The organism is Enterobacter cloacae complex sp. ECL411, from assembly GCF_021869665.1.
Classification (GTDB): domain Bacteria; phylum Pseudomonadota; class Gammaproteobacteria; order Enterobacterales; family Enterobacteriaceae; genus Enterobacter; species Enterobacter intestinihominis.
The window spans coordinates 51,942-76,224 of sequence record NZ_CP091487.1 but is presented as its reverse complement, the minus strand read 5'-3'; the positions used below and the strand labels follow the sequence as shown (position 1 = coordinate 76,224).

General features: G+C 52.5%; 32 protein-coding genes and 2 pseudogenes. 11 read left to right on the top strand and 23 right to left on the bottom strand.

All coding sequences use genetic code 11. The features are described 5' to 3' along the window. Positions 1-4 precede the first annotated feature (4 nt). The 4 genes from L3069_RS23235 to L3069_RS23220 all read left to right on the top strand — a co-directional run bounded on the left by L3069_RS23235 (position 5) and on the right by L3069_RS23220 (position 2,645). Positions 5-1,330, top strand: coding sequence for a type II toxin-antitoxin system HipA family toxin (locus tag L3069_RS23235; RefSeq protein WP_000088044.1), 1,326 nt, complete (start codon positions 5-7; stop codon positions 1,328-1,330). A 60-nt stretch (positions 1,331-1,390) separates the two neighbouring features. Continuing rightward, positions 1,391-1,597: a hypothetical protein gene (locus L3069_RS23230; RefSeq protein WP_000134171.1), complete on the top strand. Its 207-nt coding sequence runs from the start codon at positions 1,391-1,393 to the stop codon at positions 1,595-1,597. A 100-nt stretch (positions 1,598-1,697) separates the two neighbouring features. After that, complete coding sequence (locus tag L3069_RS23225) at positions 1,698-2,108, top strand: hypothetical protein (RefSeq protein ID WP_000985909.1); 411 nt, start codon at positions 1,698-1,700, stop codon at positions 2,106-2,108. A 12-nt stretch (positions 2,109-2,120) separates the two neighbouring features. Then, complete coding sequence (locus L3069_RS23220; protein ID WP_001805097.1) at positions 2,121-2,645, top strand: hypothetical protein; 525 nt, start codon at positions 2,121-2,123, stop codon at positions 2,643-2,645. Between the two features lie 181 nt (positions 2,646-2,826). On the opposite strand, the pseudogene L3069_RS23215 reads toward L3069_RS23220, so the two are convergent. The 4 genes and pseudogenes from L3069_RS23215 to cadR form a co-directional block, all read right to left on the bottom strand. Then, positions 2,827-3,441: pseudogene (locus tag L3069_RS23215) on the bottom strand (IS110-like element IS4321 family transposase); the annotation flags it as partial. A gap of 55 nt (positions 3,442-3,496) precedes the next feature. Further along, a complete protein-coding gene (locus tag L3069_RS23210; protein WP_072202995.1) occupies positions 3,497-4,465 on the bottom strand; it encodes an IS5 family transposase in 969 nt (322 codons plus the stop codon). A 32-nt stretch (positions 4,466-4,497) separates the two neighbouring features. Continuing rightward, positions 4,498-4,896, bottom strand: a pseudogene (locus L3069_RS23205) (IS110 family transposase); the annotation flags it as partial. 90 nt (positions 4,897-4,986) lie between these two features. Next, a complete protein-coding gene (cadR, locus tag L3069_RS23200) occupies positions 4,987-5,421 on the bottom strand; it encodes a Cd(II)/Pb(II)-responsive transcriptional regulator (protein WP_000405672.1) in 435 nt (144 codons plus the stop codon). A gap of 85 nt (positions 5,422-5,506) precedes the next feature. Between cadR and L3069_RS23195 the strand changes: the two genes are divergently transcribed. Continuing rightward, a complete protein-coding gene (locus tag L3069_RS23195; protein WP_001287661.1) occupies positions 5,507-7,912 on the top strand; it encodes a heavy metal translocating P-type ATPase in 2,406 nt (801 codons plus the stop codon). After that, entirely contained in the window at positions 7,909-8,985 is a 1,077-nt protein-coding gene (lspA, locus tag L3069_RS23190) for a signal peptidase II (RefSeq protein WP_000118563.1), read from the top strand. Before L3069_RS23195 ends, lspA begins: the two co-directional genes overlap by 4 nt. A gap of 8 nt (positions 8,986-8,993) precedes the next feature. Here lspA and L3069_RS23185 read toward each other — a convergent pair whose 3' ends face one another. The 7 genes from L3069_RS23185 to merT form a co-directional block, all read right to left on the bottom strand. Continuing rightward, a complete protein-coding gene (locus tag L3069_RS23185) occupies positions 8,994-9,206 on the bottom strand; it encodes a DUF3330 domain-containing protein (protein WP_000993245.1) in 213 nt (70 codons plus the stop codon). Between the two features lie 65 nt (positions 9,207-9,271). Then, positions 9,272-9,508, bottom strand: a complete 237-nt coding sequence (merE, locus tag L3069_RS23180) for a broad-spectrum mercury transporter MerE (RefSeq protein ID WP_001087807.1) — start codon at positions 9,506-9,508, stop codon at positions 9,272-9,274. Continuing rightward, complete coding sequence (merD, locus tag L3069_RS23175) at positions 9,505-9,870, bottom strand: mercury resistance co-regulator MerD (protein ID WP_001277466.1); 366 nt, start codon at positions 9,868-9,870, stop codon at positions 9,505-9,507. The genes merE and merD overlap by 4 nt, the downstream gene beginning before the upstream one ends. 17 nt (positions 9,871-9,887) lie before the next feature. Then, on the bottom strand, positions 9,888-11,573 hold the full coding sequence (gene merA / locus L3069_RS23170) for a mercury(II) reductase (RefSeq protein ID WP_000209296.1): 1,686 nt from the start codon (positions 11,571-11,573) through the stop codon (positions 9,888-9,890). Positions 11,574-11,611: 38 nt separating this feature from the next. Continuing rightward, positions 11,612-12,037 (bottom strand): organomercurial transporter MerC, encoded by a 426-nt coding sequence (gene merC / locus L3069_RS23165; RefSeq protein WP_000522996.1) that lies wholly within the window; start codon positions 12,035-12,037, stop codon positions 11,612-11,614. 27 nt (positions 12,038-12,064) lie between these two features. Continuing rightward, the gene (merP, locus tag L3069_RS23160) at positions 12,065-12,340 is read right to left on the bottom strand and encodes a mercury resistance system periplasmic binding protein MerP (RefSeq protein WP_000732275.1); all 276 of its coding nucleotides are present in this window, start codon (positions 12,338-12,340) and stop codon (positions 12,065-12,067) included. A gap of 15 nt (positions 12,341-12,355) precedes the next feature. Beyond that, positions 12,356-12,721: a mercuric ion transporter MerT gene (gene merT, locus L3069_RS23155; protein WP_001294656.1), complete on the bottom strand. Its 366-nt coding sequence runs from the start codon at positions 12,719-12,721 to the stop codon at positions 12,356-12,358. 71 nt (positions 12,722-12,792) lie between these two features. On the opposite strand from merT, the gene merR reads away from it, so the two are divergent. Next, the gene (merR, locus tag L3069_RS23150) at positions 12,793-13,248 is read left to right on the top strand and encodes an Hg(II)-responsive transcriptional regulator (RefSeq protein ID WP_001166628.1); all 456 of its coding nucleotides are present in this window, start codon (positions 12,793-12,795) and stop codon (positions 13,246-13,248) included. A gap of 32 nt (positions 13,249-13,280) precedes the next feature. Here the strand turns inward: merR and L3069_RS23145 are convergent, their stop codons facing one another. Further along, complete coding sequence (locus tag L3069_RS23145; protein WP_223230173.1) at positions 13,281-13,439, bottom strand: hypothetical protein; 159 nt, start codon at positions 13,437-13,439, stop codon at positions 13,281-13,283. A gap of 33 nt (positions 13,440-13,472) precedes the next feature. Here L3069_RS23145 and L3069_RS23140 point away from each other — a divergent pair, with 33 nt between their 5' ends. From L3069_RS23140 to L3069_RS23125, 4 genes are all read left to right on the top strand, one after another. After that, positions 13,473-13,673 carry a hypothetical protein gene (locus L3069_RS23140; RefSeq protein WP_065945227.1) on the top strand — a complete coding sequence of 67 codons (201 nt, stop codon included), beginning with the start codon at positions 13,473-13,475 and terminating at the stop codon, positions 13,671-13,673. 252 nt (positions 13,674-13,925) lie between these two features. Next, positions 13,926-14,351 carry a hypothetical protein gene (locus L3069_RS23135; RefSeq protein ID WP_000278471.1) on the top strand — a complete coding sequence of 142 codons (426 nt, stop codon included), beginning with the start codon at positions 13,926-13,928 and terminating at the stop codon, positions 14,349-14,351. 548 nt (positions 14,352-14,899) lie between these two features. Continuing rightward, the gene (locus L3069_RS23130) at positions 14,900-15,208 is read left to right on the top strand and encodes a hypothetical protein (RefSeq protein ID WP_001224686.1); all 309 of its coding nucleotides are present in this window, start codon (positions 14,900-14,902) and stop codon (positions 15,206-15,208) included. Between the two features lie 15 nt (positions 15,209-15,223). Continuing rightward, the gene (locus L3069_RS23125) at positions 15,224-16,081 is read left to right on the top strand and encodes an HNH endonuclease signature motif containing protein (protein ID WP_000784387.1); all 858 of its coding nucleotides are present in this window, start codon (positions 15,224-15,226) and stop codon (positions 16,079-16,081) included. Between the two features lie 606 nt (positions 16,082-16,687). Here the strand turns inward: L3069_RS23125 and L3069_RS23120 are convergent. From L3069_RS23120 to L3069_RS23070, 11 genes are all read right to left on the bottom strand, one after another. Further along, the gene (locus L3069_RS23120; protein ID WP_001287391.1) at positions 16,688-17,092 is read right to left on the bottom strand and encodes an H-NS family nucleoid-associated regulatory protein; all 405 of its coding nucleotides are present in this window, start codon (positions 17,090-17,092) and stop codon (positions 16,688-16,690) included. Positions 17,093-17,269: 177 nt separating this feature from the next. Then, positions 17,270-17,563, bottom strand: a complete 294-nt coding sequence (locus L3069_RS23115) for a hypothetical protein (RefSeq protein ID WP_001100635.1) — start codon at positions 17,561-17,563, stop codon at positions 17,270-17,272. A gap of 25 nt (positions 17,564-17,588) precedes the next feature. After that, entirely contained in the window at positions 17,589-17,894 is a 306-nt protein-coding gene (locus L3069_RS23110) for a hypothetical protein (RefSeq protein ID WP_223152485.1), read from the bottom strand. Then, the gene (locus L3069_RS23105; protein WP_000916941.1) at positions 17,866-18,321 is read right to left on the bottom strand and encodes a hypothetical protein; all 456 of its coding nucleotides are present in this window, start codon (positions 18,319-18,321) and stop codon (positions 17,866-17,868) included. Before L3069_RS23105 ends, L3069_RS23110 begins: the two co-directional genes overlap by 29 nt. A gap of 59 nt (positions 18,322-18,380) precedes the next feature. After that, positions 18,381-19,046, bottom strand: coding sequence for a hypothetical protein (locus L3069_RS23100; protein WP_000490638.1), 666 nt, complete (start codon positions 19,044-19,046; stop codon positions 18,381-18,383). 57 nt (positions 19,047-19,103) lie between these two features. Next, complete coding sequence (locus L3069_RS23095; RefSeq protein WP_001371925.1) at positions 19,104-19,484, bottom strand: hypothetical protein; 381 nt, start codon at positions 19,482-19,484, stop codon at positions 19,104-19,106. 214 nt (positions 19,485-19,698) lie between these two features. Continuing rightward, complete coding sequence (locus L3069_RS23090) at positions 19,699-21,090, bottom strand: ISKra4-like element ISKpn19 family transposase (RefSeq protein WP_014839878.1); 1,392 nt, start codon at positions 21,088-21,090, stop codon at positions 19,699-19,701. Between the two features lie 36 nt (positions 21,091-21,126). Continuing rightward, positions 21,127-21,699, bottom strand: coding sequence for a recombinase family protein (locus tag L3069_RS23085; protein WP_001493762.1), 573 nt, complete (start codon positions 21,697-21,699; stop codon positions 21,127-21,129). 136 nt (positions 21,700-21,835) lie between these two features. Then, positions 21,836-22,381 carry a plasmid pRiA4b ORF-3 family protein gene (locus L3069_RS23080; RefSeq protein WP_001493763.1) on the bottom strand — a complete coding sequence of 182 codons (546 nt, stop codon included), beginning with the start codon at positions 22,379-22,381 and terminating at the stop codon, positions 21,836-21,838. 292 nt (positions 22,382-22,673) lie between these two features. Continuing rightward, a complete protein-coding gene (locus L3069_RS23075) occupies positions 22,674-23,534 on the bottom strand; it encodes a broad-spectrum class A beta-lactamase TEM-1 (protein WP_000027057.1) in 861 nt (286 codons plus the stop codon). Between the two features lie 182 nt (positions 23,535-23,716). Then, positions 23,717-24,274, bottom strand: a complete 558-nt coding sequence (locus L3069_RS23070; protein WP_001235713.1) for a recombinase family protein — start codon at positions 24,272-24,274, stop codon at positions 23,717-23,719. Positions 24,275-24,283: the final 9 nt, after the last annotated feature.

Genomic DNA, 24,283 nt, shown 5'->3' with positions numbered 1-24,283 from the left:
CGATATGAGCCGGAAACAGCAGCGTCTGGCAATCTGGATGAACGGAATCAAAGTCGGATACTGGGAAAAAAGTAAAGGGGTAGACAGCTTACAATACCTTCCTGACTGGAGTGCAGACGAACAGGGAAGGCCGCTGTCATTGTCCCTTCCTTTTACTCCCGGGAACCAGGTCTGGCGTGGAAATGTGGTACGTGACTATTTTGATAATTTACTCCCGGACAGCGAAGGCATACGCAGACGTCTGGCAATGCGTTACAAGGCCGATAGCCTGGAGCCTTTTGATCTTCTGACGGAGCTGGGAAAAGACTGCGTGGGCGCGATACAGCTGCTTCATGACGGAGATGAACCCACAGATTTATATTCCGTGAAGTATCACCCGCTTACTGAATCAGAAATTGCGGCAACTTTGCGTAATACCACGGAGACATTGCTACCGGGCAGGCCAGAAGATAACGACGACTTACGTTTATCTATTGCCGGTGCTCAGGAGAAAACAGCCCTACTGTGGCATGAAGATCGGTGGTGTATGCCGGAGGGTAATACACCAACGACGCATATATTCAAGCTACCGCTCGGACTTGTGGGGAACATGAAAGCCGACATGCGCTCGTCGGTTGAAAATGAATGGCTCTGCTCGGTACTTCTCGAACAGTACGGGCTCCCCGTGGCAAGAACGCAGATTGCTCACTTTGAAGATCAGAAAGCGCTGGTGGTAGAACGTTTTGACCGAAAATGGTCAGGAAACGGACAATGGATCATTCGTTTACCCCAGGAGGATATGTGTCAGGCCCTGGGCATTTCGCCATTACGAAAATATCAGGCGGACGGCGGGCCAGGTATATCGGAAATTATGGAAGTTCTGAGTAATTCAGACCGTGCTGAGCGTGACAAAGCGCAGTTTTTTATGACGCAGATAGTTTTCTGGATGATGGCCGCAACAGATGGCCACGCTAAAAATTTCAGTATTTCTATTGGGCCACAGGGACGTTATCACCTTACACCACTCTATGATGTGTTGTCGGCATGGCCGGTGATCGGTCATGGGAACAATCAGATATCCTGGCAGAAGTGCAAACTGGCGATGGCCGTACGTGGCAGTAGCAACTATTACCAGATATATCGAATACAACGACGCCACTGGATCAGGCATGGTGAGATAACCGGCCTGAGTAAACAGCAGACAGAGGCGATGATAGAGGAAATCATCGCCAGAACCCCGGGTGTCATTGAACGTGTTAGCGGGCTTCTTCCGGACCAGTTCCCCCAGCAGCTTGCGGAAAGTATTTTTGATGGAATGAGGCAGCAATGCAGGCGCCTGGCTGAGAAATGACAGCCGCAATTTATAGTGTGCATGTTTTCAGAATAGCTGATGTAAGCGTGAGGATTCAGTATGACTGAAGAACAAAAAAGAATAGAGCGGGCTATTGAGTTGGCTTGTCGTTACGGCGGAACCGATGAAATGCATCATCTGCAATGGGTCGTGGATCAGATGGTAAGAGAACTTGCTGGAGAACGTTATGCACAGATTGTAGCAGATGCCACCAGCGGAGAAGATGGGCCTGATACTTACAAATGGAGTGTTGGGATCGCGCCTTAGCATCTGTCAGTCTGGGGATGAAAACGTACTTAACATCCAGCGAATTCCCAGACTTCACATTAAGACTAGAGTAACGGCCGCAATCACGTGAGAGAAAAAAATGGCAATTTTAGCAATCATTGCAGTTATCGCCCTGGGTGGGTACGCCTGCGGGTTTATTAAAGCCCGTGAGCTGAGCGCTTTGCGTAAAGAAATGAAACTATACGTGGATCGCATGGAAGCGGCGGAGCTGGACTTACACGCAATCAGAAGTGTAGCGGAGCACCGGTTGCACGGTGCAGGTAAACAGTTTGCCGACCTTTACAGCCGTATCGACGGTGCAACTGTGACGCTGACACCCGAAGATCAGCTGTTACTGGCAACGATGCCATTTAATATTCAGGATGTAGAAGACATCGTAAACGAGCGCGGTCCAAAGACAATTAGCGGCCGTCCATTCTGGGAAGTTGAGCCAGGCCCGCATGACTATGAATATGGCCCGCAATATCCGTATTTCCCAGACCAGCGCTAGGAAGAGATCAAGATGAGAGAGCCAAGACCCCGCCATACCTTGCAGGTCATTCGAGTGCCTTCTCTGGAGGTTCAGGATCTGGGGCTGACCAGCTTTGATAGCTGGCTTGACGAGAACGGTTATGACAAAACGAATGCCAGAAATAACCGTACCATCTGGGCGAGAGAAGGCGGATGGCATCTGAAACGTTGCAGAAATCTGGAAACTGGCACGGACGATTTCTGGTTTATCGCTTTCGATGGTAAAGGCGGAAAGATATACCCGCTGAAAACCCAAAGAGACTACCGGGCTGCATATCGTAAGCTGGAAGCAGAAGGTTATGCACCTGCGGTCATCGAGCAAATGACCACAGGCGCAGCATATAACCTGGCCTATCCACGTTCCACCCTAAAACAAGCTGAGACGGCCACCAGCGAACCAAAGCGGAAACCTGACGTAGATGGGGTCGTCTCAGAAAACGGAATCTATGGTCACTCCCGTTTTTGCAACACCGATTTTGACGACAAGTTGGCTTGCTTGAATCTATCCGGCGTCTGAATGGGATTTTATTCCCGCGCCTTGATGAGTTCCGCGCCTGATGAACCTCCAGAAAATATACGGCTTCAATGAGCCTTTCCGTTTTACAGGTTCCTCAACAGGCCGGTGGGCCGTTAGTATCATCAATATCAGTATTCGCAAAACCAGATCAGTAATTCTTTAAACCGGTGTATTTCTGCCGTTATGCTACATAAGTTTGCTGTCGTGCCGTTAGGGCCCAGGCTATTCTGGCCAGCTTGTTTGCCAGAGCACAAGTGACGACAAAGTTGCTTTTCCGGCACAGTAAATCCCTGACCCAATCGGCCAATTTGCCAGACTGGTGTTCCAGTTTTTGTATGAATACCCTGGCACATTGAACCAACAAAGTTCGGATCTTTTTATTACCTCGCTTACTAATTCCCAGCAATGTCGTCCTACCTCCCGTGCTGTACTGCCGAGGTACAAGCCCTGTTGCCGCCGCAAAGTCACGGCTGCTGGCGTACTGCTTCCCGTCGCCAATCTCAGTTGAAATAGTACTCGCTGTCAGTGTTCCGACGCAGGGAATGCTCAGCAAGCGCTGTCCAACCTCATCTTCGTCCAACTTTCGTTTCAACTGGGATTCCAAATCTTTAATCTGCTCAACAAGATAGTGATAATGCTGTTGTAATTTCAGCAATAACTGGCTGAGGTAAAGAGGCAAACTATTATCCTCAAGAATGGTACTCAGTCGGCTAATAACGGCAGCTCCTCGGGGAACGCTAATGCCAAATTCCAGCAGAAAAGCATGCATTTGATTGGTTGTTTTTACCTTATCCTGGGCTTTGTTGAATAAATAAGATTTCGTGCGAACGACCCTGTAGCTGGCTGGATTTTCAGGCAATACGCACGCTTTCTGGCATCCCGGCCTTTGTCATCCTGTTCAACGCACGCACCATGGCCATAGCTTCCGATACCTGACCATCGTAGTCACGCAGCGTCAGTGAATCTCCCAACAACTGCTTCATTCTGTACATTGCCGTTTCCGCTATCGAGCGACGGTTATATTCCGTTGTCCATTTCCACCGTGCATTGCTTCCGCTCAGCCGCTGATTAGCAACGGCACGGTTGCGGTCTGCGTACTCACCGGGCCAGTAACCTGCTCCTTTTCGGGGAGGAATAAGCGCGCTGATTTTTTTGCGGCGCAGTTCATCGTGACAGAGCCGGGTATCGTAAGCCCCGTCTGCCGCGGCTGCCCTGATTTTTCTGTGAGTCTGCCGGATAAGGCCCGGGAAGGCTTCTGAGTCCGTGACGTTATTCAGCGACAGGTCTGCACAGACAACTTCATGTGTGTTGCTGTCAACAGCAAGATGCAACTTTCGCCAGATACGACGGCGCTCTTTGCCGTGCTTTCTGACTTTCCATTCGCCTTCACCAAAGACCTTCAGCCCGGTGGAATCAATCACCAGGTGTGCGATTTCACCCCGGGTGGACGTTTTGAAACTGACATTAACCGACTTTGCCCGCTTACTGACACTGGTGTAATCCGGGCAGCGCAACGGAACGTTCATCAGGGCAAAAATGGAATCAATAAAACCCTGCGCAGCCCGCAGGGTCAGCCGGAATACGCGTTTAATCACCAGAACGGTGGTGATGGCGAGATCAGAATAGCGCTGGGGCCTTCCTCGTGATGAAGGCGTTGCCGACTCATACCAGGCCTGAATGGCCTCATCATCCAGCCAGAAAGTGAGGGAGCCACGGTTGATGAGAGCTTTGTTGTAGGTGGACCAGTTGGTGATTCTGAACTTTTGCTTTGCCACGGAATGGTCTGTGTTGTCGGGAGGATGCGTGATCTGATCCTTCAACTCAGCAAAAGTTCGATTTATTCAACAAAGCCCTTATCCTGAACCAGGGATTCACGGACACGATGCAGAGCCCGCATTGCCTGCTGAGATTCCGTTCTGGGCTGCACAAAACGCATAGACGGACGCGATGCAGCTTCACAAATAGCTTCGGCGTCGACAAAGTCGTTTTTATTGCTTTTAACGAACGGGCGGACAAATTGTGGTGATATCAGCTTTGGGGAATGCCCCAACTCTTCCAACTTGCGTGCCATAAAGTGAGAACCGCCACAGGCTTCCATTGCGATGGTTGTAGCGGGGCATGTCGCCAAAAATTCGATCAACTTTGGCCGGGTAAATTTTTTACGGTAAACAGCCTTCCCGCGACGATCCTGGCAATGAATATGGAAAGAGTTTTTACCCAGATCGATACCAATGAGCGCAATGTTTTCCATGATAGTTCTCCGAATGAAAGCCTGTCCTCAGCATAGTACCGGGAAGGAGGGAGTGACCATCTCATTAAATAAAGCACGCTAAGCCCTTACTTACCCAGATGTTTGACTGTTCGTGGCACTTTCACCATGGCAATTGCCCAACCCTTGCAAAATGCCGCACGCCTCTACAGATCGAGAGCCAGAACACTTCTCGCGCAAATCAACCAAGTGCCGTTTTAACTGCAACAGCGCGGACACACGCATTTCCACCTGTTGAATATGGGCCTCCAGCAGCGTGATGACCTCCCCACAGTCCTGCATCGGGTTGTCTCGCAGACCCAGCAATGCGCGAATCTCGCTCAACGTCATGTCGAGCGAACGGCAATGACGGATGAATTGCAAGCGCTCAATGTGCGCCTCACCGTACAACCGAAAGTTGCCACCGCTTCGCGCTGGCTTTGGCAGTAGCCCTTCCTTCTCGTAGTAGCGGATGGTCACGACCTCGCACCCAGAGCGCTTGGCGAGGTCGCCAATTCTGATTTCCATGCATCAATCTCCAATTATCACTTGACTCTATAGTGACTATAGAGATTTTAATGGAGGCTGAATAGAAGATTTTCAGGAGTTACTCATGAGCGAATGCGCTTCAAAGGGGTGTGGCTGCACGACTGAGCCGATCATCCAACCCACGGCACCGGCCCCGCTGGCAACCGGATCGGCTCAAGCGGTGTACCGCATCGAGAACATGGATTGCCCGACCGAAGAGGCGCTGATCCGAAGCAAACTGGCCGGTCTGGCGGGGGTGGCGGGTCTTGAATTCAACCTGATGCAACGTACCTTGACCGTGCGACACGAATTGCCTTCGTTGTCTCCCGTCGAGCAGGCGCTGAAGGCCATCGGCATGCAAGCTGTGCGCATGGATCAGGCGTCGGCCGAGCAGACGACCAAGCTGTCCATTGCCAAGATGGATTGCCCGACCGAAGAGACGTTGATCCGCAACAAGCTCGGCACCGTGGCCGGTGTTGCTGATCTCGATTTCAACCTGATGCAGCGCACGCTGTCGGTACGCCATGCGAACCAGGTTCTGCCAGACGTGCTCGTGGCACTGCAAGCGCTTGGATTCGAGGCGCAGGTCGTGGACACGGCAGAGGTCGCATCTCCATCCGCCGCCCCTGTGACCACGCCGACCAACTGGTGGCCGCTGGGCATCTCCTTGGTCACTGCATCGGCGGCCGAGGCGGTCTACTGGCTCCACAACGGCAATCACTGGTCGGTTGTCGTTCTGGCGCTTGTCGCGGTCTTCACGGGTGGCCTCTCCACCTACAAGAAGGGGTGGATCGCGCTCAAGAACCGTAATCTCAACATGAACGCCCTCATGTCGATTGCGGTCACGGGTGCCATGTTGATCGGCCACTGGCCCGAAGCGGCAATGGTGATGGTACTGTTCGCGCTGGCCGAGGTAATCGAAGCCAAATCGCTGGATCGCGCTCGTAACGCTATCCGTGGCCTGCTCGACCTGACCCCGGAACAGGCCACGGTACAGCAGGCTGACGGCACATGGCGCGAGGTGGGCGCCAAGCAAATCACCATCGGCGCCCGCGTCCGGGTCAAACCAGGTGAGCGCATCGCCCTTGATGGTGAGGTGCTGGAAGGCCGCTCTGCCGTCAACCAAGCCCCGATCACGGGTGAAAGCCTCCCGGTCGAAAAATCCCCCGGTGATTCGGTGTTCGCTGGCACGATCAACGAATCCGGCTCGTTCGAGTACCGCGTCACCGCCTTGGCCAACAACTCCACTTTGGCCCGGATCATTCACGCGGTAGAGGCTGCGCAAGGTAGTCGTGCGCCGACTCAGCGTTTTGTCGATCAGTTCGCCCGCTGGTACACCCCCGTTGTATTCGGCGTTGCCATCGCCGTCGCGTTGTTGCCGCCGCTGTTCATGGGTGCGGCATGGCTCGACTGGATCTACCGTGCATTGGTTCTGCTGGTGGTCGCCTGCCCGTGCGCACTGGTGATCTCTACACCGGTCAGCATCGTCAGCGGCCTGGCCGCCGCCGCCCGCCACGGCATTCTCATCAAAGGTGGCGTCTATCTGGAAGAAGGCCGCAAGCTGCGCTGGCTGGCTCTGGACAAGACCGGCACGATCACGCACGGCAAGCCCGCACAGACCGACTTTGTCACATGGGGCAATGCACTCGCCTCGGACAGCCGCAGCATCGCTGCCAGTCTGGCGGCCCGCTCGGACCATCCTGTATCCAAGGCGGTGGCACAGGCCGCGCAGACGGACGGGGTTGCCTTGCTCGACGTGGCCGAATTCAACGCGCTGCCCGGTCGGGGTGTGCAAGGCCAAATCAACGGTGCGACCTACCATCTGGGCAACCACCGGATGCTCGAAGAGCTGGGGCAGTGCACACCAGAGCTGGAGCAGCGCATCGCTGCGCTGGAAACCGCTGGCAAGACCGTCGTGATGCTGGTGGGCGCAAAAGGGGTACATGGCTTATTCGCCGTTGCGGACACCATCAAGGACAGCAGCAAGAGAGCCATCGCCGAGCTGCATGCTCTGGGCATCAACACCGTGATGTTGACCGGCGATAACCCCCACACGGCACAGGCCATCGCCGCACAAGCCGGCATTGACCGCGCGCAAGGCAACCAACTGCCCGACGACAAACTGCGCGAAGTGGAGCAATTGTCCAGAAACGGCAAGGTTGGCATGGTCGGTGATGGCATCAACGACGCACCGGCCTTGGCGCGTGCGGACATTGGCTTTGCAATGGGAGCGGCGGGCACAGATACCGCTATTGAAACCGCCGACGTGGCCCTGATGGACGATGACCTGCGCAAGATTCCGACCTTCGTGCGCCTGTCGCGTGCGACAGCACAGGTGCTGATGCAAAACATTGTGCTGGCCCTTGGCATCAAGGCGGTATTTTTGGTGCTCACCTTCACGGGTCACGCGACCATGTGGATGGCTGTGTTCGCCGATATGGGTGCCAGCTTGCTTGTTGTCGGCAACGGCTTGAGGTTGTTGCGCCGATGAGCTGGAAACTCTTTCTCTATGACTGGGGTGGCCTGAACATCGCGTTGTTTCAAGCCATCAACACAGGCACGCCCGCCACGCTGAAACCACTGGCATGGTTCTTTGGCCTCGTGGGAAGTTACTGGACAGCGCCGCTGATGCTGTTGGGTCTGTGGTGGTGGTCGAAATCGGCTACAAACCCGGCGCGTGGTACGGCCGTTCGGCATCGCCTTATTGGTTTTAGCGCGGCCTTCTTGCTGGCGTTATTGGTCGCCACCGCCTTGAAGCTATGGTTCGACTTTCCACGCCCGCCTGCCGTCCTTGGCGACCTGGCGCGCGTCATCGGGGACAAAGAGCTTCACTACAGCCTGCCCAGCGGGCATGCCACCTATGCCGCGATGGTGGTCGGTGCGCTCTGGCCTTTGATGGGCCGCCGTGGTCGTCTCAGTTTAATGCTGTACGCCACATTGGTCGGCTGGTCGCGCATCGCGGCCGGAATGCACTTTCCGGCCGATGTGTTGGCGGGGTGGACGCTGGGATGGAGCTGCACGGCACTCGCCGGGTGGTTGCTGCCGTTGGCCGCCCCTGTGTGGCAATCGGCCCGCCGCACATCGGCTTGGGTCTGGTTCACCGTGGCCGCCAGTGCTGTCATGACCGATCAGCTCACGAAGTTCGCCATCATCCGCACGTTTGCCTACGGTGAGCAAGTCGAAATCACCCCGTTTTTCAACCTCGTTCATGTCCTGAATCCGGGTGCGGCATTCAGCTTTTTGGCGAACGCTGGTGGCTGGCAACGTTACTTTTTCATCACGCTGGGTCTGGCTGTTTCTGCTTGGCTGGGGCGCATGCTGTGCCAGCAACGGCCACGTCTCGAAGCGATGGGCTACAGCCTGATCCTCGGCGGTGCGCTGGGCAATGTCGCGGATCGTGTGCTGCGTGGACAGGTTGTTGATTTCCTTGACTTCCATTGGCGACTTGCGCACTGGCCCGCCTTCAACCTCGCTGATGTGGCGATAACTATCGGAGCGCTCTGCCTGTTCTTGACGGTTGTACCGAAAAGCAGTAAAGGCACAGAGGCCGAGGTGTCCGGTTAAGCTATGCCTCAATCTGACGGCTGCGAACCGCCAGGGACAGGCGCAATGTCAGATTCTGTCGCGGCCTTGGCGCGTGCCTGGAAGCGTTCATAGCAATCCAGCCCGCAGAAATGTTCGACGTATTCCGCGCCTTCCGGGGTGAAGGCGGCATCGAGCGGAATTTCTTTGCAGCATACGCAGCAGGTGGTGCAACTGGCAGTGTTCGGGGCGTTTGCGTTCATGGTGGTACTCCTCCAGATTGGTAGCGAAGCTCAAAGCTGCCCACTCTCGGCTGGCTGGGAAGCGGTCATGATCTTCCCTTGAAGGCCCGCAGCAGCCGCGTCACAGACAGGACAAACAAGCCGGTCAGCGTGAGGGCTGCAATACCCCAGTGCTCCCCGATGAACGCGCCGGCCGTCGTGCCGGCTAGCACAATGGCGAGAATCGGCAAATGGCAGGGACAGGTGAGCACGGCCAGCGCGCCCCACAAGTAGCCGGTGATCGGTTTGTGCGTCTCAGACGGCAAGTGCTCTGGGCTGTTCATGGCAGACTCTCCGCGTGCTGTGCCGGTTCGGTTGGCATGGCGGCCAGTTGCATTTCGAGGCTGGCCAGGGCCTCGCGCCGACGCTCGACGAGTTGCCGCAACACGGCAAGCTGCGCAGACGCACCGTCACCGTCCGCAGCATCCAGCGCCCGGCACAGCCGCGCCAGTGCGTCCAGGCCGATACCCGCTTCGAAGGCAGCCCGTACAAAGCGCAGCCGTTGCAACGCGGTGTCATCGAACAAGCCGTAGCCGCCCGTGGTGTACGCGACCGGCCGTAGCAATCCGCGCAGCAGGTAGTCGCGCACGATATGCACGCTCACCCCGGCATCAAGGGCCAGCCGGGACACTGTGTAGGCGCTCATTGAACACCTCCTTTTCCTCATCCGGCGCAGCACGAAAGCTGCTTCACGTCCTTGCTGAAGGTCTGCGCCGCGAGCTTCAGCCCTTCGACCATGGTCAGGTAGGGGAACAATTGGTCGGCCAGTTCCTGCACGGTCATACGGTTGCGAATGGCGAGCACCGCCGTCTGGATCAGTTCACCCGCTTCCGGGGCCACCGCTTGCACGCCGATGAGCCGTCCGCTACCTTCCTCGATGACCAGCTTGATGAAGCCGCGTGTGTCGAAGTTGGCAAGCGCACGCGGCACGTTATCCAGTGTTAGCAGGCGACTGTCGGTCTCGATCCCGTCGTGATGTGCTTCCGCCTCGCTGTAGCCCACGGTGGCGACCTGCGGGTCGGTGAACACCACGGCCGGCATTGCGGTCAGGTCCAGGGCCGCATCGCCGCCAGTCATGTTGATCGCCGCACGAGTGCCGGCCGCTGCCGCCACATAGACGAACTGCGGCTGGTCGGTGCAGTCGCCGGCCGCGTAGATGTTCGGGCTACTGGTGCGCATGCCCTTGTCGATGACGATGGCCCCCTGCGCATTGACGGCTACCCCCGCCGCTTCCAATGCCAGGCTGCGCGTGTTCGGTGTCCGGCCGGTGGCGACCAGCAGCTTGTCGGCGCGCAATTCACCGTGCGTGGTGGTCAGCACGAATTCACCGTCCATATGGGCGACCTGGCTGGCTTGCGTGTGCTCCAGCACCTCGATGCCCTCGGCACGGAAAGCGGCTGTCACCGCCTCGCCGATGGCCGGGTCTTCACGGAAGAACAAGGTATTGCGCGCCAGGGCCGTGACCTTGCTGCCCAGCCGGGCAAAGGCTTGCGCCAGCTCCAGCGCCACCACCGACGAGCCGATTACGGCAAGGCGTTCGGGAATGGTGTCGCTCGCCAGGGCCTCGGTGGAAGTCCAGTAGGGTGACTCTTTCAAGCCCGGAATCGGCGGGACCGCCGGGCTGGCACCCGTGGCGACCAGGCAGCGGTCGAACATCACGACGCGCTCGCCACCCTCGTTCAAACTAACGATAAGGCTCTGGTCGTCCTTGAAACGCGCTTCACCGTGCAGAACGGTGATGGCTGAATTGCCGTCCAGGATGCCTTCGTACTTGGCATGACGGAGTTCTTCGACACGGGCCTGCTGCTGGGCCAGCAGCCGCTCGCGCAAGATCGTCGGCGGTGTGGGTGGCATGCCGCCGTCGAATGGGCTTTCCCGGCGCAGATGGGCGATGTGGGCGGCGCGGATCATGATCTTGGACGGCACACAACCGACGTTGACGCAGGTGCCGCCGATGGTGCCGCGCTCAATCAGCGTGACCTGCGCGCCTTGCTCGACGGCCTTCAGTGCTGCCGCCATCGCGGCTCCACCGCTACCAATGACGACGACCTGCAACGGGCGTTCGTTGCCACTGGGCTTATCAGCGGCCCCTATCCAGCCGCGCATCTTGTCGAGCAGGCCGGCGCGGTTGTCCGTCGGTGGCGCATCGGCAAGCGTTGCCTCGTAGCCCAGTCCGGCCACGGCGGTAGTCAGCGCATCCGATGACGTGCCCGCCTCAATGGCGAGTTGCGCTGTGCCCTTCGGATAGGACACCAGCGCCGATTGCACGCCGGGCACTTTCTCCAAGGCTTCCTTGACGTGAGCCGCGCACGAGTCGCAGGTCATCCCGGTGATTTTCAGGGTGGTCATGTATTTTTCCTTTTCTGTGGTGGCTACGGCTGTTGCCGTCAGCCACGTTGTTCTGGCAATTCACAGCTGTCCGGCCCGCAGCGGCGATGTGCTGGCGAGATGAAATCCCAGACCGACACCCCAACCATCAAGGCCAGGCCGACATAGAGCAGTCCACCGCTCTGCCAGCCGTAAGCCCGCATTAAAAACACCGCTGCCAGCACCAAGATCGGGCCTATCGTGCCGAGCGCCGTGCGTCGCCACTGTCGATGATTGAGCCAAGCGATAGCATTGGCGAGTAACGCGATGCCGGCGAACATCGGCAGCAGGATGCCAATGAATAGCCCCTCGTACTGGCTCAAGAAGCCCAGTCCGATGGCCGCGCCAAAGCTGGCGATGGCAGGAAAACAGGCGGCGCAGCCCATCGCGGAAACGACGCTGCCGAGCGCGCCGGTTTTGCCAGCGATGCGCGTGATGAGTCCCATGTGTCGCTCCCGAGTTCGGTTAACGGATCAGCGTTTGAGGCTGGACGGATAGCCCGCGTCCTCGGTCGCCTTGGTCAACTTCTGGACGTTGGTCTTGGCATCGTCGAAGGTGACGACGGCCTGGCGCTTGTCGAAACTTACGTCGGTCTTGCTCACGCCCTCAACCTTGGAAAGCGCGTGCTTGACAGTGATCGGGCAAGAGGCGCAGGTCATGCCAGGCACGGACAGCGTGACGGTCTGGGTGGCGGCCCACACGGGGGCAACAACGGCAGCGAGGGCGAGGGCGGCAAACAGTTTTTTCATGATGAACTCCTGTGATTAATAGAAAAATGGCATGACGTAGGGAAATCCGAGCGAGACCAGGACCAGCGCGGCCACGATCCAGAAAATGAGCTTGTAAGTAGCTCGCACTTGGGGAATCGCGCAGACCTCACCCGGTTTGCAGGCTTGCGCCGGGCGGTAGATGCGCCGCCAGGCGAAAAACAGCGCGACCAGCGCTGCGCCGATGAAGATCGGGCGATAGGGTTCCAGCACCGTCAGGTTGCCGATCCATGCCCCGCTGAACCCCAAGGCGATCAAAACCAGCGGCCCCAGGCAGCAGGCCGACGCAAGAATGGCGGCCAGCCCACCGGCGAAGAGCGCGCCGCGCCCGTTTTGTGGTTCAGACTTTTGTGGTTCAGACATACGCTTGTCCTTTCAAATTTGGTTTGGATAGCTTAAGCTTACTTCCGTAGTTATGTACGGAGTCAAGCGATATGCAAATTAATTTTGAGAATCTGACCATTGGCGTTTTTGCCAAGGCGGCCGGGGTCAATGTGGAGACCATCCGGTTCTACCAGCGCAAGGGCCTGCTGCCGGAGCCAGACAAGCCCTATGGCAGCATTCGCCGCTATGGCGAGGCGGATGTAACACGAGTGCGGTTCGTGAAATCGGCCCAGCGGCTGGGCTTTAGCCTGGACGAAATCGCCGAGCTACTGCGGCTGGAGGATGGCACCCATTGCGAGGAAGCCAGCGGCCTGGCCGAGCACAAGCTCAAGGATGTGCGCGAGAAGATGGCCGACTTGGCACGCATGGAGGCCGTGCTGTCTGAACTGGTGTGCGCCTGCCATGCGCGGAAAGGGAACGTTTCCTGCCCGCTGATTGCGTCACTGCAAGACGGAACGAAGCTCGCTGCATCGGCGCGGGGGAGTCACGGGGTGACTACGCCTTAGCGTGCTTTATTTTCCGAATTCTGAGACGACCCCTAGATATCCAGGGTGAGCACTGCGAGCGCGTAGTGACGCAACGTAGTGGCGTGGCACAGGGTAAATTTAAAGCTCTGCTCATCGAGAATTTCGCGGGCCGTTGTGCGGTAACCGGTTGGGTTAATGGCGGTGTCCTGGATGCGGCACACATTGAACATGGAACCCGGTACAATCCGTCTAATGGCATCCTGATGACTCCAACAATGCATGCTCTGTTTGATGCCGATCTTATGGGCATAGATCCGGCCACCCTGACCGTTCATTTTAAGCCAGGCATTGAGCTGGGCGAGCTGTTTGAAGGCCGTAAAATCACACCGCTGGTGTACGATCTGGACTTAGAGCGGCTGGCCGTACGCTGGGCAGGATACCAGGGCCTGGCTCATGAACAATGATGGGTTACAGCCGGGATGTGTGAAAACCCGTCAGTGAAACCTGCATGCGCCATACCTTTAAATTTAAACTCAAGAGCCAGGCTCAAGATAAAACCGAAATGAAAAGGTAAAATCCGGTGCACCAGATCTCTTAGGTTTAATACCTGAGCCGGTATACTGGCAGGCGCAGGCATGTGGGTATTATCCAGTCCATACATCTCCACACAGTGTTAACCGCAACATTTAAAGTTCAATAAGGACGGTTTCAATTTTATGTATAAAACAGCATTAGTGATGATTATCGGGATCCTCGGATGCAGTAAAGCATTTGCAGCCACTGAATTACAGCTCCAGCAAAAACGCGTTATGCAGTTCTGTGCCAACGCCAGTCTTCCATTGTTAGTTGCGGGTACAACGTACGCGAATACGTCTGACAACGGGCGACCAGAAAAAGAAAGATTGGCAATCCTGAAAAATTCAGTTGCAAGCTCGACAGCTTATAAAATGGCATCTCCCGGAGTTCAGATTGCCATGATGAGCGTGGTGGAAGATATTGCCGATCCGAAAGAATTAGCTCTACATCAAAAAGAAGTTAGACGTCTTGGGGCTAGTTATCTTTCCGACAGCGGTGTTTCATGGGCTTCAAAAACTGTTTCACCATTTACAGCCTGGTGTAACTTTAACCGTTTAGAAAGTTAAGGCTGGCAAGGCGGTTCCTGTTCAGGAAAGTTACTTTCCGTGCGGGGACCGTAAGATACAGATAAAGCTTAAGGCCTTTGAATTTCTGGAAAGCATTTGAAAATTTCATTGCGCTTGTCTGATATGAAACAGCCCCTGCATTTCTGCAAAGGCTGAAAGAGTGTGTACGGACTTTGGAAGGAGTGATGATATACGCCTGAGCCATCCCATCACCGCAGACAGGGTAATTAACCCTGACTAAAGCTTTCACCTATTCCGTCGCTCGCAAGCGGCTTTCGCACACTAACGAAGGTATGGCCTTTCGTCGGTGTTAAATTTTTCAAACTTTGCTTACTTTGTCAAGGAAGGTGACCGCAGTAGTAGGCACAACTACTTTAATCTGTATGAATAATAAGGTAGAACCGGCCAGTGAATGAATGCTTTCCCTGAAATCAGGCGGACAACCTTCAGGAATATTGATAGCAAGACTGAATCTCTCGCTGCGGCGATAAACATTTCGCCATAACCCTGAACGAGAGTGGTTCATCCATCATATACAGGAGCGTTACATGCGCAAATTTAAGTACATAATCTGTCACCAGTGCGAAGGCCACGGGACCATGGAAAACCCGGCCTTTGAAAATGGATTCACCCAATCAGAAATGGCTGAGTGGGAGCCAGAAATGCGTGAAAAGTATTTTGCCGGAGCATTTGATGTTCGCTGTGACGTTTGTGCCGGTGACGGTAAGCTCAGCGTACCAAACGTAGCGGCTATGTCTTTTTCAGAACGACGGGTTCTGGCAGCACGGCGGCGTGATGAGCGTCTTCAGGCTGCTGATGAACGGCTGTCCCGCCAGGAACGAGCAATGGGGTACTGAGGTGTTACAGCAAAGATGAAAATGACGAAGCCAAAACCGGTAAGCCGGATGAAAAGACCGTTTATTAGTGAGCTTGCAGAGCTGGGTTTATCGGGTGAAATTCTTTCAATTCGAACTGACGGCATGCAGGGGACGCTCATACCCGATCTTACCGCAGGGGTGAGTGAAGCAGGCCGTGTGAAAACCGGCAACTGGGTAATCTCTGACAAGAGAACCTTCGACCATGTCGTTCTGTGTGTTGAAAGACAAGATGAGAACCATGATGTGTACGTAGGTAAATTCATCCAGTTACATGTAGCCGCTAATAAGAGCCTTAAGATCGTCGAAATGGGCGATGTGAAACTGGTGGCCATAACCAGCTCGATTCCTACCACTTTTAATGGTGGGATAAAGAGATACAAAGGGGTTACGTATGTGTCACTTTCCCAAACAGCTCAAACCACTATCGACTTCCCGAAGCGTATCTACAAAGAGGGCCAGGAATGTACTTCTGTCACCAGTCCTGACCAAGGTCCTTTCGCCCGGGATGTTAGGTTGAATTGCTACGGGCGATGTGTTGTCACCGGCGTAAGGTCCCCCTGGCGTACTGAGGCCGCGCACTTAACGCCACGTCATGAAGAAGGCATTCCCGACGTAACGAACGGAATTTTACTTCGCCGTGATATCCATACACTGTTCGACAATGACCATTGCGCCATAAACCCTGACACTATGAAAATTTACTTCAGCCGGGAGGCCCGGGAGTTGGATGATGATCTCCTGAAATGGCATGGGAATGAGATAGAGACGACACGCATGCAGGTTCCGGTTAACATCGAAAACCTTCGGATACGATGGCAAAAATTTAAGGCTAAGGATCGTCAGCGTAAATAAAGCCATAAGCTGAACCACGGCGAGGATTAGTCTTGTTCACTAAATGACAGCGAGAGATTAAATGCAAACCCAAAAAGATATTACAGTTGGCCAGATCTGGGAAGAAGTGGATCCAAGACTGATCCGGAAAGTGCGAGTTGTTGAGGTGGCCTCGTTAGAAGGGCCCAAAGGCATCCTAATCGAAAACGTGGAGTCTGGTCGTAAGAACTGGGCGTCGTCATCCCGCTTTAATGGAAAGCGTGGAGGGTATCGTCTTATTTCCTGAAGGTTTTGCCAATATGGGAAACTGAAGAGGTTGAAACCATCCCGGTGAGGGAGCATATCTGGTAAAGAAGAGTCTTTAAAAAGGTTTTACGCGACCTGGGATAATAAACGGGAAAACGATACCCAAAAAAAGAATACAGCGATGATAACGATAAGGAATGGTAAGGGCTTCAATATTTTGAGAAATGACCTGGCTTCCTTTGCATCTGCATTTCTAATCAAACTGTCCACATAGGGATCACAGCTCTTAAGTTCTGAATTTTTCATATGTTCTGTACCTGAAATTGATTCCGTATGAGAAAAGGCCACCGAAGTGGCCTCTATCAAAACTGGTGGCAAAAGTTAGATCAGGAAATCATCAAGACTTTTACCGGCTGCAATTTGTTCTGCCAGAGCTTTGGGGGTACGGCCCTGTCCAGTCCACGTTTTTGTTTCGCCATTTTCATCAGTAAATGAGTATTTGGCCGGGCGTGGTTCACGGCTTTTCTTGGTAGCCGTAGATTTGGCCTGGAATGAGCCAAGCAGCTCTTCCGGGTTGATACCATCTTCTTCCATTAACTTACGCAGGGCGTCAAGTTTCTCCTGACGAGCTTGCAGTTCGGCAGCTTTGGATGATTCTTCCTGACGACGCTCATCAACAATGACATTAAGCTTTTCGAGGATTTCCTCAAGTACTTCTAAAGGCAGCTCGCGGCCCTGGGCGCGAAGAGTACGAATATTGTTTAACGATTTGAGTGCTTCAGACATACGACCTCACTTTCTAATTCTTTGATAAGGATTTACTTAATCATAATACACTCTATAAGGAAAAAGATGCCAGCTTTATGTCTTCAGGTACAAAGATATCTTGCTAAGAATACTCCTTATCTTCCTTGTGCAGACTGTTTCGTGCTTTCGATGTTGTTCATGAGTCTTAAAATCTGCTCACTGTTTAGGGTACTCATGCTGTAAATCATCAAGAAGGAAGCGCAGAACAACATAAGCAATCGGAAAAGGAAACCATGCCAGTGACAGGCCATATATGGCGGAGATAAACATAGGGTAATTTAACTCACTTACAAAATTCGCTTCATTGTATTGTTGAATCGAAATGGCAGAAGCAAAAATTATAATTAAAGTAAGAAAAATCCACTCTAGCCATCTCTTTTTATAACAAGCATAAGCGAAAGCTGTAGGGTAAAAAATAAAGCAAAAAATTCCAGCTGCAATTACGTTCATAAAAGTAACTTTCCTGATAGCGCAGTTATTTTTCGAATGCAGCATCATGAACAACTGCCATAACATTGATGATTGGCTTTCTTTTTCTGAAGAACCTTCCGCGCGGCAAAGTTTCTCCCGCTTTGAGACGATAAAGCCAGAAAACATAAGCCGGAGGAACATTGCTGTCAAAAATATCTGAACAAGTTTGAACTGTGATGCCTACTGTATTGTCTTTCCTCATCTCTTTAAAAGTGCCTTGCAATGCAGCGGATAACGTCATTTTTAAGAAACCTTTTTCTGTTTGAACGGATAGACTTGACTTAGCTGGCTTGACTGTAATGTTTGCCACTAAAGATCCCTCGTTCTGAGGATGCAGGCACTACAAAGTTACCGTCAGGTCTAATCATACGAGTTTGGATGAAATTTTTGCCGGATTTGGTTTTTTCAACCTGGTGCTCGATCTTCCATTCTTCTTTGACGGGACCGGATGACAAATGAACTAGAACCGGTACTTTTTTACGTGTTCTATCCAGAACAATACAATTTGATTTATCCGTATCAACGCTTCCCTGAAGAGTATTCAAAGAGCAATTATCATATCCCTCAACCGGAACTGCATTACCTTGGATATCAATTTTGAATCCTCCAGCTATTACAATTTCGGGTGCATTATCATTTAAAGTCTCGTCATAGGCAGCATCAACTACATCGCAAGCAGTAAGAGTAAGTGACGATGCCACAGCAAGACACAATAAAGAAAATCTGTTTTTGAGCATATTTGAGACCTTTTATAAAAATAAAATAACAGGAGAATTGTATCATTAACAGTCTAGTTCTAACGACTACCACTTTTAAGTATGTATTGAGCCAGTTTTATATTCAGGCACACCATATTGCACTCTAGCTCTTTCATCATCCTAGAAGAACTCTTAATTAAGTATTCTTCAAGTGGGCCAGCATATGCCCCTGATGTCACGATCGTTAGTTGCGTAAGAGGATGAGTCAAACTCTCAATGCCCTTCAGGATGTCATTCTGGACAGCAGCAATATAAACAGGCGAAGCCGCAATCAAATATTCATCATTCGGACTGGACTGCATTAACTGGCTTATAGTTGCGCAACGGTTATGCTTTCCTAGTGATTTTGTGATGGCTTTCCACCAGAGATCATGCCTGAATGGTACTTGATGAAATGTCGCCTCGTAAGAGGGCACCCGATCTCGACTATTTAAAAACCCCATCCCGGCAGAGATTATCCACAACTCCAGATTTCTGGTTGAGTTTAAAATTTCCTTTGCCGTAGACCAGTGATTACCTGAATACAAGGACAATGCCGGTACCGCCTGATTACTTCTGGCGTCGTCTACAATGTTACTCCAGGCATATGCTGCGTCGTCCGGGGTTTGTTTTGGATCTATGTCCAATGTCGGCCAGACGTGGCCCTGATGATTCTTGCCCTTTGTACAGGAAGTGATTAAGTGTACTGAGCGTTCAGAGAACATTATCTTCCTTACATACCCATAGAACAGCTTTCTAAGAACGGTGGGCTCGCCTGAAAATTACAAATCAGCCCCTTTCACGGCATCATTTTGATTCTTCGCGTCTGCCCCCAGTAAGATGACCGGTTTTCTGCATGACAGTGTTATTCCTAACAAACGCAACACAAAACCACGCCAGCCAGAGCAAATTTTTTCATTTGCTGCGTAAAGCCTATTGTTTTCTCTTTTAAGCTTCGCCCACTCGTTACAGAGGGTAACATCATCAAGCGCTGTTATATGCTTCGCCTCACCTTCGACGATAACGGTATGGATACCGTATGCTGTAAATCTCATACTATTTTCCAGAACCCAGTTGCGGTATTCGTTGAGTCCACCTTCGGAACCGGTAGCTCTGCGCCACATTTCAATTTGCTTGTGTGATGGGTCAAGTGTACTTGTCATTGAAGCCTCGTCTCAGCGATAACGCTTGAAATAGCCCGCTTTGGTCAAAATGAAATTAGCCATCTGACTGGCGATTTGATTGTATCTTACTCATAGTGCCCAACCTATAGGTTAAAAAGGGGCATTTTCGCTTTATAGCGTGTTCAACATCATCAATCATCCCAAGAAAGGCTGGCTTATTAGGAGAGCATAAAAAATATTGGGGCAGCGTGAGCTATGCTGCCATCGCTGGTCCCTTCCCGTCACTTTGAAAACCCGGATACCAGCAGACAAATTTATCCTGCAGTTCGTTATTCAAAACGGCGGTCCGGGTCTGTAACAAATAATGAGCCCCTTTTCTGCTCCACTGCATCTGCTGCTTTTTGGCCATTCGTCTGGCGATCACTTCATTGATCGTGGATTCCACAAACGCGGTTGATACCGGCTCTCCGTACCGACGCATTTCGCCGTAGTTTGGGATCATCATCTTATTATTCCGGATGTAGGTATACATTTCATCCAGATGTTTTTGCAGGGATTTCAGGCTAGGATAGCTGAGTTCAGGGTCATCGCAATACATAACGCAATTATCAATATGTTCCAGCGCAGCGACAACATTGCCATGCCAGAGATATCGTTTAATGCTTTCCAGCAGTGCCAGAACTTTACTCCCCGCCTCTGGATCTGATACCAGCAGTCCCCGGGCATATTGCATGAGCACCGTCAGCCTCATGGTGATATGAAACCAGTCCAGCACATGCGTTGACTCAGGGTACATACCGAACTGGAGGTCCCTGAGATTATCCGCGCCGTCGGACAGAAAAAATATCTGCTGGTTGGCCTGCATTCCCTGCGCTGAAAGGTGGGTCATGAGCCTGCGTTCCGGATGACAGTCATCCTTCTGAACAAAACCGAAGCGGCGGGTGTCAGCAGGCGCACCAACGGAAAAAGACTTCCCGGCAATAATTTCAAAATTACGCTTTTTGTCATCCCGATCGCGAACATAACCACCATCTATACCCACCACAAGCGGTTTTCCTGGCCTGGGCAGGTTCCCCCAGTCGCGGGGGCAGCCGGAAAGAAAACCTGAATGAGCTTCAGCCTCAGCGTCAAGACGCTGCGCCACCTGGCATAAATGATTCCTCACCGTTGAGGCATTCAGGCTGTGGCCCACCGGCAGAATATCTTTCAGCAGACGAGTCGTCATTTCATAGGAGATCATCGAGGCCCAGCGGGTTTCAATATATTTCAGTGCCGGGTGAGAATAATCGCCGGCCCAGTCGCTGAGCAAACTGACTGTCTTTGTATCACTCTCTTCACAACGGCACCGGTACACCCGAAGCCCGGATACCGGAATAACGCCAAACAGCGTCCGGTACCGTATTTTCTGTTTGCCTTTGATTCTGCGCGCAGCAAGGCAGTGAGGGCACCGGATATGGTGTTGAGTATATTCGTCTGCCTGCAGCTGGACCACCGACTGCTGGACCGTATTCAGCAACAGCTTGGATTCTGACACCGATAATCCGATGTCGTTCCGGGTCTCCCCTGATTTCTGGATTGTCATCAGTTCCTCCGTTCGACTGGAGCCTGATTCATCGGTGATGACTATCTGGAGCGTCAGTTGCATCATTGCCTCCTGCTGTGGTGGATGACTATCTCCCGGCTACTGGTTGTTCATCTGGTGACGAAGCTTATAATATGTGGAAACGCCAAGGCCCGCATGGTCGCAGGCGATCCTGAGCCTGACCCCTCTGCTTCTGAGTGCGTCAATTTCCTGGATCTTTTTGATATCGGCGCCGGGGCGCCCTGTTTTTTCACCCCGTGCTTTTTTCGCGGCGATGCCGTCGGCCTGCCTTTCCTTCAGTAAGGCTCGTTCAAACTGGCTGAATGCCGACATCATGTGCAGCTGCAGTTCCTGCATCGGATTGTTTGTGCCGGCGCTGAACGTCAGCTGCTCTTTCAGAAAAATAAGGGTAACGCCCTGGTCACGAAGCCGGGTGGTGACAGCGCACATATCCGACATATTCCGGCAAAGGCGATCGATGGAATGAACCAGAAGCGTATCACCAGGGCGTAATTGCCCCAGGAGTTCCTGTAACCCCGGGCGGTTTGTGTCCTTCGCGCTGGCATGCTCAACACAAATTTTATCAGGCTGAAAACCCGCCTTTGACAATGCCTCTTCCTGACGGGCCGTATTCTGATCGGCCGAGCTTACCCTGATGTAGGCATATTGCACGCAAAACCTCCGGAAGGTCTTTAAACATCATAGAGATTTAAAGAATAATCCATAAACACTGATTTAGGGAGGTTTATAGACATTTTTTCGGGGATCTGAGAGGCATGCTGAAAACGTATACCTTTATAGACATCAGTCAGCGACGACGGCCCAGCCAGATAACTTCAGGCTCCAGTACCGGAGATGCAAGGTCGAGCCTGCTCAGTTGCCGGTTGATTTTGTGGCGGTTGAACCTGACAGCATCCAGGTCGTCAGCAAAAGGGCGGATCTCGCCGACCGTTGTTTCATCATCCGCATTAACGATAGCTTCAAGAAACGCCAGGGTTTTATCGAACTCATCCGCAGCTGTGGCTCCGGGCATACCATGGCCGCTTATACAAAACGGCGCTTTCAGCGTAGAGTTTTCATAAATGGCCTCAACACGAATGTCATGAAGCCAGTGCTCAAAGAAATTGTATTCATAGGTAAAGCGATCGCCAGCATCAAAAGCAAAATCATCAATCACGACCCGGAACGGATTATCGACAAAACCGATGCCTCCTTCGTAGGAGATACCGTAATCTTTGCCATAAATGTGAAATTGATGGAGATGGTCGTCCCCCCAGCCCTGCACTATCTGGAAAATGAAGTGAAGCGCGGCCAGTGACGTGTCGGCAGCAATTCTCAGCCGACGCCAGACCATCGGACTGACTCCATGAACTGCTATTTTGATGACGTAGATCTTCATAGTCAGCAGGTATTGTTATGAAATGATGGTGGTTATTTTAACCCCTGTAGATGGCATCATTCGATGGCTGCCCCGAGGTTTTTCATGCTCTCGCTTATTAGGGGTCTGACGCTCAGTGGAACGAAAACTCACGTTAAGGGATTTTGGTCATGAGATTATCAAAAAGGATCTTCACCTAGATCCTTTTAAATTAAAAATGAAGTTTTAAATCAATCTAAAGTATATATGAGTAAACTTGGTCTGACAGTTACCAATGCTTAATCAGTGAGGCACCTATCTCAGCGATCTGTCTATTTCGTTCATCCATAGTTGCCTGACTCCCCGTCGTGTAGATAACTACGATACGGGAGGGCTTACCATCTGGCCCCAGTGCTGCAATGATACCGCGAGACCCACGCTCACCGGCTCCAGATTTATCAGCAATAAACCAGCCAGCCGGAAGGGCCGAGCGCAGAAGTGGTCCTGCAACTTTATCCGCCTCCATCCAGTCTATTAATTGTTGCCGGGAAGCTAGAGTAAGTAGTTCGCCAGTTAATAGTTTGCGCAACGTTGTTGCCATTGCTGCAGGCATCGTGGTGTCACGCTCGTCGTTTGGTATGGCTTCATTCAGCTCCGGTTCCCAACGATCAAGGCGAGTTACATGATCCCCCATGTTGTGCAAAAAAGCGGTTAGCTCCTTCGGTCCTCCGATCGTTGTCAGAAGTAAGTTGGCAGCAGTGTTATCACTCATGGTTATGGCAGCACTGCATAATTCTCTTACTGTCATGCCATCCGTAAGATGCTTTTCTGTGACTGGTGAGTACTCAACCAAGTCATTCTGAGAATAGTGTATGCGGCGACCGAGTTGCTCTTGCCCGGCGTCAACACGGGATAATACCGCACCACATAGCAGAACTTTAAAAGTGCTCATCATTGGAAAACGTTCTTCGGGGCGAAAACTCTCAAGGATCTTACCGCTGTTGAGATCCAGTTCGATGTAACCCACTCGTGCACCCAACTGATCTTCAGCATCTTTTACTTTCACCAGCGTTTCTGGGTGAGCAAAAACAGGAAGGCAAAATGCCGCAAAAAAGGGAATAAGGGCGACACGAAAATGTTGAATACTCATACTCTTCCTTTTTCAATATTATTGAAGCATTTACCAGGGTTATTGTCTCATGAGCGGATACATATTTGAATGTATTTAGAAAAATAAACAAATAGGGGTTCCGCGCACATTTCCCCGAAAAGTGCCACCTGACGTCTAAGAAACCATTATTATCATGACATTAACCTATAAAAATAGGCGTATCACGAGGCCCTTTCGTCTTCAAGAATTTTATAAACCGTGGAGCGGGCAATACTGAGCTGATGAGCAATTTCCGTTGCACCAGTGCCCTTCTGATGAAGCGTCAGCACGACGTTCCTGTCCACGGTACGCCTGCGGCCAAATTTGATTCCTTTCAGCTTTGCTTCCTGTCGGCCCTCATTCGTGCGTTCTAGGATCCTCCGGCGTTCAGCCTGTGCCACAGCCGACAGGATGGTGACCACCATTTGCCCCATATCACCGTCGGTACTGATCCCGTCATCAATGAACCGGACTGCCACGCCCTGAGCGTCAAATTCCTTTATCAGTTGGATCATATCGGCAGTGTCGCGGCCAAGACGGTCGAGCTTCTTAACCAGAATGACATCACCTTCCTCCACCTTCATCCTCAGCAAATCCAGCCCTTCCCGGTCTGTTGAACTGCCGGATGCCTTATCGGTAAATATACGGTTTGCTTTCACACCTGCGTCTTTGAGTGCTCTGACCTGAAGATCAAGAGACTGCTGACTGGTTGAGACCCGAGCGTAACCAAAAAGTCGCATAAAAATGTA

What these genes read in the sequence shown, in the direction of transcription:
- L3069_RS23135 (WP_000278471.1), top strand. Translation starts at nt 13,926, where the DNA reads ATGTATAAAACAGCATTAGTGATGATTATCGGGATCCTCGGATGCAGT.
- L3069_RS23105 (WP_000916941.1), bottom strand. Translation starts at nt 18,321, where the DNA reads ATGCTCAAAAACAGATTTTCTTTATTGTGTCTTGCTGTGGCATCGTCA.
- L3069_RS23095 (WP_001371925.1), bottom strand. Translation starts at nt 19,484, where the DNA reads ATGACAAGTACACTTGACCCATCACACAAGCAAATTGAAATGTGGCGC.
- merE (WP_001087807.1), bottom strand. Translation starts at nt 9,508, where the DNA reads ATGAACAGCCCAGAGCACTTGCCGTCTGAGACGCACAAACCGATCACC.
- cadR (WP_000405672.1), bottom strand. Translation starts at nt 5,421, where the DNA reads ATGGAAATCAGAATTGGCGACCTCGCCAAGCGCTCTGGGTGCGAGGTC.
- L3069_RS23090 (WP_014839878.1), bottom strand. Translation starts at nt 21,090, where the DNA reads ATGCAACTGACGCTCCAGATAGTCATCACCGATGAATCAGGCTCCAGT.
- L3069_RS23220 (WP_001805097.1), top strand. Translation starts at nt 2,121, where the DNA reads ATGAGAGAGCCAAGACCCCGCCATACCTTGCAGGTCATTCGAGTGCCT.
- lspA (WP_000118563.1), top strand. Translation starts at nt 7,909, where the DNA reads ATGAGCTGGAAACTCTTTCTCTATGACTGGGGTGGCCTGAACATCGCG.
- merP (WP_000732275.1), bottom strand. Translation starts at nt 12,340, where the DNA reads ATGAAAAAACTGTTTGCCGCCCTCGCCCTCGCTGCCGTTGTTGCCCCC.
- L3069_RS23225 (WP_000985909.1), top strand. Translation starts at nt 1,698, where the DNA reads ATGGCAATTTTAGCAATCATTGCAGTTATCGCCCTGGGTGGGTACGCC.
- L3069_RS23080 (WP_001493763.1), bottom strand. Translation starts at nt 22,381, where the DNA reads ATGGTCTGGCGTCGGCTGAGAATTGCTGCCGACACGTCACTGGCCGCG.
- L3069_RS23185 (WP_000993245.1), bottom strand. Translation starts at nt 9,206, where the DNA reads ATGAACGCAAACGCCCCGAACACTGCCAGTTGCACCACCTGCTGCGTA.
- L3069_RS23145 (WP_223230173.1), bottom strand. Translation starts at nt 13,439, where the DNA reads ATGTTCAATGTGTGCCGCATCCAGGACACCGCCATTAACCCAACCGGT.
- merD (WP_001277466.1), bottom strand. Translation starts at nt 9,870, where the DNA reads ATGAGCGCCTACACAGTGTCCCGGCTGGCCCTTGATGCCGGGGTGAGC.
- merC (WP_000522996.1), bottom strand. Translation starts at nt 12,037, where the DNA reads ATGGGACTCATCACGCGCATCGCTGGCAAAACCGGCGCGCTCGGCAGC.
- merR (WP_001166628.1), top strand. Translation starts at nt 12,793, where the DNA reads ATGCAAATTAATTTTGAGAATCTGACCATTGGCGTTTTTGCCAAGGCG.
- L3069_RS23115 (WP_001100635.1), bottom strand. Translation starts at nt 17,563, where the DNA reads ATGAACGTAATTGCAGCTGGAATTTTTTGCTTTATTTTTTACCCTACA.
- L3069_RS23235 (WP_000088044.1), top strand. Translation starts at nt 5, where the DNA reads ATGAGCCGGAAACAGCAGCGTCTGGCAATCTGGATGAACGGAATCAAA.
- L3069_RS23120 (WP_001287391.1), bottom strand. Translation starts at nt 17,092, where the DNA reads ATGTCTGAAGCACTCAAATCGTTAAACAATATTCGTACTCTTCGCGCC.
- L3069_RS23140 (WP_065945227.1), top strand. Translation starts at nt 13,473, where the DNA reads ATGACTCCAACAATGCATGCTCTGTTTGATGCCGATCTTATGGGCATA.
- merA (WP_000209296.1), bottom strand. Translation starts at nt 11,573, where the DNA reads ATGACCACCCTGAAAATCACCGGGATGACCTGCGACTCGTGCGCGGCT.
- L3069_RS23130 (WP_001224686.1), top strand. Translation starts at nt 14,900, where the DNA reads ATGCGCAAATTTAAGTACATAATCTGTCACCAGTGCGAAGGCCACGGG.
- L3069_RS23100 (WP_000490638.1), bottom strand. Translation starts at nt 19,046, where the DNA reads ATGTTCTCTGAACGCTCAGTACACTTAATCACTTCCTGTACAAAGGGC.
- L3069_RS23070 (WP_001235713.1), bottom strand. Translation starts at nt 24,274, where the DNA reads ATGCGACTTTTTGGTTACGCTCGGGTCTCAACCAGTCAGCAGTCTCTT.
- L3069_RS23075 (WP_000027057.1), bottom strand. Translation starts at nt 23,534, where the DNA reads ATGAGTATTCAACATTTTCGTGTCGCCCTTATTCCCTTTTTTGCGGCA.
- merT (WP_001294656.1), bottom strand. Translation starts at nt 12,721, where the DNA reads ATGTCTGAACCACAAAAGTCTGAACCACAAAACGGGCGCGGCGCGCTC.
- L3069_RS23230 (WP_000134171.1), top strand. Translation starts at nt 1,391, where the DNA reads ATGACTGAAGAACAAAAAAGAATAGAGCGGGCTATTGAGTTGGCTTGT.
- L3069_RS23195 (WP_001287661.1), top strand. Translation starts at nt 5,507, where the DNA reads ATGAGCGAATGCGCTTCAAAGGGGTGTGGCTGCACGACTGAGCCGATC.
- L3069_RS23125 (WP_000784387.1), top strand. Translation starts at nt 15,224, where the DNA reads ATGAAAATGACGAAGCCAAAACCGGTAAGCCGGATGAAAAGACCGTTT.